General features: G+C 60.9%; 8 protein-coding genes and 1 rRNA gene (1 of these 9 running past the window's edge). 5 read left to right on the top strand and 4 right to left on the bottom strand.

Annotated features, from left to right (window positions below):
* Both MRBLPB4O_RS02185 and tyrS read right to left on the bottom strand, forming a co-directional pair.
* Positions 1–743: ribosomal RNA gene (locus MRBLPB4O_RS02185) — 16S ribosomal RNA — on the bottom strand; it reaches 794 nt to the left of the window's first position.
* Between the two features lie 663 nt (positions 744–1,406).
* Positions 1,407–2,606 (bottom strand): tyrosine--tRNA ligase, encoded by a 1,200-nt coding sequence (gene tyrS / locus MRBLPB4O_RS02180; RefSeq protein ID WP_341797419.1) that lies wholly within the window; start codon positions 2,604–2,606, stop codon positions 1,407–1,409.
* A 213-nt stretch (positions 2,607–2,819) separates the two neighbouring features.
* Between tyrS and MRBLPB4O_RS02175 the strand changes: the two genes are divergently transcribed.
* Positions 2,820–4,241 (top strand): peptidoglycan DD-metalloendopeptidase family protein, encoded by a 1,422-nt coding sequence (locus tag MRBLPB4O_RS02175; protein WP_341797418.1) that lies wholly within the window; start codon positions 2,820–2,822, stop codon positions 4,239–4,241.
* A gap of 4 nt (positions 4,242–4,245) precedes the next feature.
* Positions 4,246–5,337, top strand: a complete 1,092-nt coding sequence (locus MRBLPB4O_RS02170; protein WP_341797417.1) for an anhydro-N-acetylmuramic acid kinase — start codon at positions 4,246–4,248, stop codon at positions 5,335–5,337.
* A 59-nt stretch (positions 5,338–5,396) separates the two neighbouring features.
* Here the strand turns inward: MRBLPB4O_RS02170 and erpA are convergent, their stop codons facing one another.
* Both erpA and argC read right to left on the bottom strand, forming a co-directional pair.
* Positions 5,397–5,747 carry an iron-sulfur cluster insertion protein ErpA gene (gene erpA / locus MRBLPB4O_RS02165; protein ID WP_016497734.1) on the bottom strand — a complete coding sequence of 117 codons (351 nt, stop codon included), beginning with the start codon at positions 5,745–5,747 and terminating at the stop codon, positions 5,397–5,399.
* A gap of 146 nt (positions 5,748–5,893) precedes the next feature.
* On the bottom strand, positions 5,894–6,928 hold the full coding sequence (argC, locus tag MRBLPB4O_RS02160) for an N-acetyl-gamma-glutamyl-phosphate reductase (protein WP_341797416.1): 1,035 nt from the start codon (positions 6,926–6,928) through the stop codon (positions 5,894–5,896).
* A gap of 142 nt (positions 6,929–7,070) precedes the next feature.
* Between argC and hemJ the strand changes: the two genes are divergently transcribed.
* From hemJ to MRBLPB4O_RS02145, 3 genes are all read left to right on the top strand, one after another.
* On the top strand, positions 7,071–7,496 hold the full coding sequence (gene hemJ, locus MRBLPB4O_RS02155) for a protoporphyrinogen oxidase HemJ (protein WP_341797415.1): 426 nt from the start codon (positions 7,071–7,073) through the stop codon (positions 7,494–7,496).
* Between the two features lie 28 nt (positions 7,497–7,524).
* Positions 7,525–8,481, top strand: coding sequence for a nitronate monooxygenase family protein (locus MRBLPB4O_RS02150; RefSeq protein WP_341797414.1), 957 nt, complete (start codon positions 7,525–7,527; stop codon positions 8,479–8,481).
* Positions 8,482–8,548: 67 nt separating this feature from the next.
* The gene (locus MRBLPB4O_RS02145) at positions 8,549–9,331 is read left to right on the top strand and encodes an SDR family oxidoreductase (RefSeq protein ID WP_341797413.1); all 783 of its coding nucleotides are present in this window, start codon (positions 8,549–8,551) and stop codon (positions 9,329–9,331) included.
* Positions 9,332–9,385: the final 54 nt, after the last annotated feature.

The raw sequence follows: 9,385 nt of genomic DNA, 5'->3' as shown, positions 1-9,385 counted from the left end.
TATCAGTCCAGGTGGTCGCCTTCGCCACTGGTGTTCCTTCCTATATCTACGCATTTCACCGCTACACAGGAAATTCCACCACCCTCTACCGTACTCTAGCTTGCCAGTTTTGGATGCAGTTCCCAGGTTGAGCCCGGGGCTTTCACATCCAACTTAACAAACCACCTACGCGCGCTTTACGCCCAGTAATTCCGATTAACGCTTGCACCCTCTGTATTACCGCGGCTGCTGGCACAGAGTTAGCCGGTGCTTATTCTGTCGGTAACGTCAAAACACTAACGTATTAGGTTAATGCCCTTCCTCCCAACTTAAAGTGCTTTACAATCCGAAGACCTTCTTCACACACGCGGCATGGCTGGATCAGGCTTTCGCCCATTGTCCAATATTCCCCACTGCTGCCTCCCGTAGGAGTCTGGACCGTGTCTCAGTTCCAGTGTGACTGATCATCCTCTCAGACCAGTTACGGATCGTCGCCTTGGTGAGCCATTACCTCACCAACTAGCTAATCCGACCTAGGCTCATCTGATAGCGCAAGGCCCGAAGGTCCCCTGCTTTCTCCCGTAGGACGTATGCGGTATTAGCGTTCCTTTCGAAACGTTGTCCCCCACTACCAGGCAGATTCCTAGGCATTACTCACCCGTCCGCCGCTGAATCGAAGAGCAAGCTCTTCTCATCCGCTCGACTTGCATGTGTTAGGCCTGCCGCCAGCGTTCAATCTGAGCCATGATCAAACTCTTCAGTTCAATACTGCTTGGGTTTTTAAGAAACCCTAAACTTGGCTCAGCAATCTCAAATGACTATGTGATTTCTCGCATGGTCACTTGTGATGCTGATAATCTTTTTGACTATCAGTCCGTACTCACAAGCACCCACACGAATTGCTTGATTCAATTTGTTAAAGAGCGTTTGGTTAAGAGCCTTTCGTCTCAACCGAGGCGCGCATTCTACGCTTTCCTCAGGGCCTGTCAAGCGTTTATTTTGAAGTTTTTTGCGAGAAACTCGTTTAGCTTCAAACACTTAACTCGCTGCGATCTCTCGTAGCGGGAGGTGAATCATACAGCGTTTAGAAGCACTGTCAACCACCATTTCAACCGCTTGCGATCTTTCGATCGCAGCCCTTTCAGCAGCACCTTAACTACCTAACTCATTGAATCTCAAGGAGTTTGTCGTTCCGGTGCCGCTGGAAGTGGGGCGCATTATAAGGGGATTCGGAAGGGCGTCAACCTTTAATTTCAAGAAACTGAAATATAAGCGGGAAATACCCTAAAAAGGCCACCAGGTGTCCGCCACAACACATTCAGCGCCTAGGAGATCGAGCGCTGAACACCCTAAGGCGAACACCCCCAAAAACAAAGCGGGGAGGCCTTCCGGCCTCCCCGCTTCTATATAGCTACACCTGCAAACACTCACTCAGCCTTGAGGGTAACCCGCGCAAACGACTTCTTACCCGCCTGGCACACATGGGTCGCACCCAGCGCAAACACGAAGTCACGATCAACTACCGCACCGTCGACCTTAACAGCACCGCCACTCAACAGGTCCCGCGCCTGAGCCGAGTTCTTCACCAGGCCAGCCCGGTTCAACACGGCCGCAATCGGCAAGTCTTCCGCTGCAGCCACTTCGACTTCTGGCAGGTCTTCCGGCAACTCGCCTTCTTTCATGCGGTTACCTGCACCACGGTGAGCGTTGGCCGCAGCCTCTTCACCATGGAAGCGCGCAACGATCTCTTCGGCCAGCTTGATCTTGATGTCGCGCGGATTGGCACCCTTGGCGACGTCGGCACGGAACTGCTCGATCTCTTCCATCGAACGGAAGCTCAGCAGTTCGAAGTAACGCCACATCAAGGTATCCGGGATCGAGACCAGCTTGCTGTACATCACCCCCGGCGCTTCCTGGATGCCTACATAGTTGCCCAGCGACTTGGACATCTTCTTCACACCGTCGAGGCCTTCGAGCAGCGGCATGGTCACGATGTTCTGCGCTTCCTGGCCATAGGCGCGCTGCAACTCGCGCCCCATCAGAAGGTTGAACTTCTGATCGGTACCACCCAACTCGACATCCGCCTTCAGCGCCACCGAGTCATAACCCTGCACCAGCGGGTAGAGGAACTCGTGAATGGCAATCGGCTGGTTGGTGGTGTAGCGCTTGTCGAAGTCGTCGCGCTCAAGCATGCGCGCCACGGTGTACTGCGACGCCAGGCGAATGAAGTCGGCCGGGGTCAGCTTGTCCATCCAGGTGGAGTTGAACGCGACCTCGGTCTTGACCGGGTCCAGAATCTTGAACACCTGCTGCTTATAGGTCTCGGCGTTGTCCAGCACTTGCTCACGGGTCAGCGGTGGGCGCGTGGCGCTCTTGCCGCTGGGGTCACCGATCATGCCGGTGAAGTCACCGATCAGGAAGATGACCTGATGGCCCAGCTCCTGGAACTGACGCAGCTTGTTGATCAGCACCGTGTGCCCCAGGTGCAGGTCAGGCGCAGTCGGGTCAAAGCCGGCCTTGATGCGCAGAGGCTGGCCGCGCTTGAGCTTCTCCACCAGTTCAGACTCGACCAGTACTTCTTCCGCGCCGCGCTTTATAAGCGCCAGCTGCTCTTCAACCGACTTCATAGACAAACCCGCAAGGCTCAGATTCAGGGGGAGCCAACCATACAAGATCGGCCGTCAAATACAAGTTTCGCAAAGGAATGTGACCCGGGCACCGGCTTGCGGCGTCTACGCGCCCTTGCGTGAAAATGGATTTGGTTATATTTTATACAGTTATTTCATCTTCATCATGTCATTCATCTTTTCCATTTCACTTTTTTCAAAGTCACCTTACCCATGACCAACGAACCGCCTAAAGCGCCCCCGCTTTATCCGAAAAGCCATCTGTTGGCCGCCAGCGGCATTGCCGCCCTGCTCAGTCTGGCTCTGCTGGTATTTCCGTCCAGCGAAGTGGAAGCCAAGAAAACCACCCTCAACCTCGAGCTGGAGAGCCCTGCCGAGCAGCTGAAAGACGAATCCCGTGCTGCGCCCCTGGTGCAGGCCGAAGGCGACCAAGGCTCGCCATTCGCGCAGATCGAAGAGGCTACCCCCGAGACCCAGAAGGCCGAGCAATCAACCCCTGCCGCCGAGCCTGTCGCCGAAGCCGCCAAGGAGCCTGGCCATCGCGAGGTCACCGTGGCCCGTGGCGACACCCTGTCCACCCTGTTCGCCAAGGTCGGCTTGCCGAGCAATGCGGTGCACGACCTGCTGGCGAGTAACAAGCAGGCCAAGCAGTTCAGCCAGCTCAAGCACGGCCAGGTGCTGCAGTTCGAGCTCGACAAGGATGGCCAACTGGCCAGCCTGCACAGCAAGGTCAGCAACCTCGAAACCATTCGCCTGACCAAGTCCGCCAAGGGCTACACCTTCAACCGTGAAATCAGCAAACCGGTGGTGCGTACCGCCTACGCCCACGGCGTGATCAAGAGCTCGCTGTCGGCCTCGGCCCAGCGCGCCGGCCTGTCCCACAGCATGACCATGGACATGGCCCGGGTGCTGGGTTACGACATCGACTTCGCCCAGGATATTCGCCCAGGCGACGAGTTCGACGTGGTCTACGAGCAGAAGGTGATGGACGGCAAGGTGGTCGGCACCGGCAACATACTGTCCGCCCGCTTCACCAACCGCGGCAAGACCTACACCGCCGTGCGTTACACCAACAAGCAGGGCAACACCACCTACTACACCGCCGACGGCAACAGCCTGCGCAAGGCCTTCATCCGTACTCCGGTAGACTTCGCCCGCATCAGCTCGCGCTTTTCCGCCGGCCGCAAGCACCCGATCCTGAACAAGATCCGCGCCCACAAAGGCGTCGACTACGCCGCCCCGCGCGGTACGCCGATCAAGGCAGCCGGTGACGGCCGCATCGAACTGGCCGGGCGCCGTGGCGGTTACGGCAACACCGTGATCATCCAGCACGGCAACCGCTACAAGACGCTGTACGGTCACATGCAAGGCTTTGCCAAGGGCATCAAGACTGGCAGCTCAGTGAAGCAGGGCCAGATCATCGGCTACATCGGCACCACCGGCCTGTCCACCGGCCCGCACCTGCACTACGAGTTCCAGGTCAACGGTGTGCACGTCGATCCACTCAGCCAGAAAGTTCCGATGGCCGACCCGATCGCCAAAAACGAGCGCCAGCGCTTCCAGCAGCAGAGCCAACCCCTGATCGCCCGTATGGATCAGGAAAAAGCCACCCTGCTCGCAGCGAACAAGCGCTAAGCCCATGGCGCTCTACCTGGGGGTGATGTCCGGCACCAGCCTTGATGGCCTGGACATCGCCTTGATCAAACAAGGCGAGCAGCTTGAACTGCTCGCCACCCATTACCTGCCCATGCCCAGCGACCTGCGTCAGGACCTGCTTGCCCTGTGCAGCAGCGGCGCTGACGAGATCGCGCGCGCGGCGCTGGCAGAAAACCGCTGGGCCAGCCTGGCAGCCGAAGGTATCCGTGAACTGCTGGCCCGTCAGGGTCTGCAGGCCGATGCCATCCGCGCCATCGGCAGCCACGGCCAGACCATCCGCCACGAACCCGCACGCGGTTTTACCGTGCAGATCGGCAACCCGGCGCTGCTCGCCGAGCTTACCGGCATCAGCGTGGTTGCCGACTTCCGCCGGCGCGATGTGGCTGCTGGGGGCCAAGGTGCGCCCTTGGTACCGGCCTTCCACGAAACCCTGTTCGGCCACCTGGGCCAGCGCCTGGCAGTCCTGAACGTAGGCGGTTTCAGCAACCTCAGCCTGATCGAGCAGGACAAGCCGGTCCGCGGCTTCGATTGCGGCCCGGGTAACGTGCTGCTGGATGCCTGGATAGAGCGCAAGCGCGGCCAGGCCTACGATGCCGATGGTGCCTGGGCGGCCTCGGGCGTGGTGCAGGCGGGCTTGCTCGGTGTATTGCTGGCCGACCCGTTCTTCGCTGGTAGCGGCCCGAAAAGTACAGGCCGCGAGGTGTTCAACCTGCCTTGGCTGGATGGTCACCTGGCGGGCCTGCCCACTTACCAGGACGAGGATGTCCAGGCGACGCTGCTGGAGCTTACCGCTCGCAGCATCATCGACTCGCTGAGCAATGCCCAGCAAGGCACCAAGGCGTTGTTGGTGTGTGGTGGTGGCGCGCGTAACGGCGCCCTGATGGCTCGCCTCGGCCAGCTGCTACCCGAGGCCCGTGTCGCCAGCACCGGTGCCCATGGCGTAGACCCTGACTGGGTAGAGGCCATGGCCTTCGCCTGGCTGGCTCACTGCTGCCTGGAAGGCATCTGTGCCAACCGCCCAAGCGTGACAGCGGCCAAAGGCCTGCGAGTACTGGGCGCAATCTACCCGGCATAACCGCTACGCCAGAAAGCAAAACGCCGCGCAATAGCGCGGCGTTTTCGTAAGGCCAGACTTCAGATCGAGAACGAGGAGCCGCAACCGCACGTAGTGGCAGCGTTCGGGTTCTTGATCACAAAGCGCGAACCCTCCAGGCCTTCCTGATAGTCCACCTCAGCACCAGCCAGATACTGGAAGCTCATCGGGTCGACCACCAGCGCCACGCCTTCGCGCTCGACGATGGTGTCGTCTTCGGCCACATCCTCATCGAAAGTGAAGCCGTACTGGAAGCCCGAGCAACCACCACCGGTCACGAACACCCGCAGCTTCAGACGCTCATTGCCTTCCTCATCGACCAGGTTCTTCACTTTCTGGGCTGCCCCATGGGTGAATTCCAGACCGGTAGGGGTGAAGGTTTCGACGCTCATGTTGACTCTCCCGGCGCAGTTGCCGCCTTAAAACTCGATGACGCGCATTATCCGCTTTCCCGAGAAAATCGGTCAACAATTGTGCGGCTTTAGTCGCGACAAACAAAAAGGCCCGCACGAGGCGGGCCATTTCGATAGGGGCTTGCTTACGGCAACAAGCCCGCGTGGGACAGGCCCATGCGCTCATCCAGACCAAACAGGATGTTCAGGTTCTGTACCGCCTGGCCCGACGCGCCCTTGACCAGGTTGTCGATCACCGACAGCACCACCACCAGGTCACCACCCTGCGGGCGATGAACGGCAATGCGGCAGACGTTGGCGCCGCGCACACTGCGGGTCTCCGGGTGGCTGCCCGCTGGCATCACATCGACGAACGGTTCGTCGGCGTAGCGCTTTTCGAACAGCGCCTGCAAGTCGACCGAGGTGTCGACAACGTTCGCGTACAGGGTGGCGTGGATGCCACGGATCATTGGCGTCAAGTGCGGCACGAAGGTCAGGCCGATGTCCTTGCCAGCGGCCAGGCGCAGGCCTTGGCTGATTTCCGGCAGGTGACGATGGCCCTTGACCGCATAGGCCTTCATGCTTTCGCCGGCCTCGCAGAACAGCGAACCGACTGCAGCACCACGACCAGCGCCACTGACACCCGACTTGCAGTCGGCAATCAGGCGCGACGGGTCGGCCAGGCCCGCTTCCAGCAGCGGCAGGAAGCCCAGCTGGGTGGCGGTCGGGTAGCAACCCGGCACGGCGATCAGGCGCGCATGGCGAATCTTCTCGCGGTTGACTTCAGGCAAGCCATATACCGCGTCCTTGAGCAGTTCTGGCGCGCCGTGCGGCTGCCCATACCACTTGCCCCACTCGGTAGCATCCTGCAGGCGGAAGTCGGCCGACAGGTCGATCACCTTGGTACCGGCCGCCAGCAGTTCGCCAGCCAGGGCATGGGCAACACCGTGCGGAGTGGCGAAGAACACCACATCGCAGGCGGCCAGGGCTTTGCTGTCCGGCACGCTGAACGCCAGCCCGTCATAGTGGCCGCGCAGGTTCGGGTACATGTCCGCCACCGCCACGCCCGCCTCGGAGCGCGAAGTGATGACCGCCACTTCGGCCTGTGGATGCTGTGCCAGCAGACGCAACAGTTCGACGCCGGTGTAACCCGTGCCGCCGACGATACCGACCTTGATCATAACGCTTGCCCCTTATCAACGAGCCGTCTGGAAAGCGCACGATAATAGGGGCGCGAAGCGCCTGTAACAACTCTTCGGGTGACCCTTCGGGCGCTTGACCACTACTATCTGACGACCGTGAATACCTGAAGGAACTCCCTCCATGCTTTACCTATGGATCAAAGCGCTGCATATCGTCAGCGTGGTCTGCTGGTTCGCCGGCCTGTTCTACCTGCCGCGGCTGTTCGTCTACCACGCCCAGAGCGAGGACAGCATCAGCAAGGACCGCTTCGTCACCATGGAACGCAAGCTGTACCGCGGCATCATGAACCCGGCAATGATCGCCACCTACGTGTTCGGCGCGTGGATGCTTTACCTCACACCCGGCTGGCTCAGCCAGGGCTGGCTACACGCCAAGCTGACCTTGGTCATCCTGCTGACCGGCTACCATCACATGTGCGGAGCCCAGCGCAAACGCTTCGCCGGCGGCAACAACACCCGCAGCCACATCTACTACCGGTGGTTCAACGAAGTGCCCGTGCTGTTCCTGCTGGGCATCGTAATTCTGGTGGTAGTCAAACCGTTCTGACATAGCCACCCGTTCAAGGAGCCTTGCCATGTCGCTACCTGCCTCGCTCGAACAACGCCTGCGCCTGCCTGTGGTTGCGGCGCCGATGTTCCTGATCTCCAACCCCACACTGGTGCTGGCATGCTGCGCCAGCGGCGTGGTCGGCAGTTTTCCGGCCCTTAACCAGCGCGACAGCGCCGGCTTCAAGGCCTGGCTGGAGGAGATCGAGGCAGGCCTGGCGCAATTGCAGGCGCCAGCCCCCTATGCAGTCAACCTGATCGTGCACCCGACCAACCCACGCCTGCAGGCCGACCTGGCCTTGTGCGTGGAACATCGCGTGCCGATCGTCATCACCAGCTTGGGGGCCGTCAAGGAAGTGGTCGATGCCGTGCATGGCTACGGCGGCCTGGTGTTCCACGACGTCACCACCCGCCGCCATGCCGAGAAAGCCGCCGAAGCGGGTGTCGACGGGCTGATCGCCGTCGCTGCCGGCGCAGGCGGCCATGCAGGCACCTGGAGCCCGTTCGCCCTGGCCGCAGAGATTCGCCAGTTCTTCGACAAGACCCTGCTGCTGGCCGGCTGTCTCAACCATGGCCATGAAATCCTCGCCGCACAATTGCTGGGCGCCGACCTGGCCTACATGGGCACGCGCTTTATCGCTACTACAGAAAGCCAGGCTCAGGATGCCTACAAGCAGATGCTGCTCGATGCCCACGCCGCCGACATCATTCACACCCCGGCAGTGTCCGGCATCCCTGCAAGCTTCCTGCGTTCGAGCCTGGAACAGGCTGGCTACGACATGAACGCCCTCAAAGGCAGCCACGAGCAAGGCAAGCTCAAACCTATCGACGACGAAGCCAAAGCCTGGAAGACCGTATGGTCGGCGGGCCAGGGCGTCGGCGAAATCCATGACCTGCCCAGTGCGAGTGCATTGATCGAACGGCTCCACCGTGAGTATCGGGAAGCCCTGGAGCGCTGCCAGATTCTGCGCGCCCGCACCTTGTAGCAAAACGCAACACCTTGCCCGGCCAAGCTGTACACTAGGCGCCCTCTTCCGCCCCCAGGAGCCTTGCATGACCCGTTACGCCATGATCACTGGTGCTTCCAGCGGCCTGGGCCTGGCCCTGGCGGAAGCTCTGGCACGGCGCGGGCGCAACCTGATCCTGGTGGCACGTCAGCGTGAAACGCTGGAACCCGTGGCAATCGAGCTGACCCAGCGCTTTGGTGTCGAGGTGCTGTTCCGCGCCTGCGACCTCAGCCAGCCGCTGCGCCTGTCTGGCTTCGTACTCGAACTGGAAGAAGGCGAACGGCGTATCGACCTGCTGGTCAACTGTGCCGGCTTGCGCACCTACGGGCCGTTCCTGGCGCATGAGTGGGCCGACGAACAGGACCTGCTGGAGGTCAACGTCCTGGCCCTGAGCCGCCTGTGCCACGCCATCGGCAACCTGATGGCCGTACAGGGTGGCGGGCAGATCCTCAATGTCGCAGGCCTGGCCGCCTTCGCACCCGGCCCCTCGATGGCCACCTATGCTGCCAGCAAAGCTTACGTGCTGAACTTCAGCGAAGCCTTGCGCGAAGAGCTCAAGCCCACCGGCATCAAGGTTTCGGTCCTGTGCCCAGGCCCGGTGCGCGCTTCGCGCCGGCCCATTCGCAGACTAGACGGCAACAGCCGCTGCCTGAGCCCTGAGGAAGTGGCGCTGTATACCGTACGCGCGCTGGCCAAGAACCGTGCACTGATCATGCCGGTGCGGCGTAACCAGTGGCTGGCATTCGCTCCGCGCCTGTTGCCCCGCTGGCTGACGCGCAAGCTTGCAGGCTTCATCCACCGCCGCTACTGCCCGGTCGGAATGGAATAGCCACTGGGCGAGTGGCGCCTGGCTCAGTACACTCGGCCGGGACCCTCACCATGG

Source organism: Pseudomonas sp. LPB4.O, from assembly GCF_038383825.1.
GTDB lineage: Bacteria > Pseudomonadota > Gammaproteobacteria > Pseudomonadales > Pseudomonadaceae > Aquipseudomonas > Aquipseudomonas putida.
This window is presented reverse-complemented; position numbering and strand designations above follow the sequence as displayed.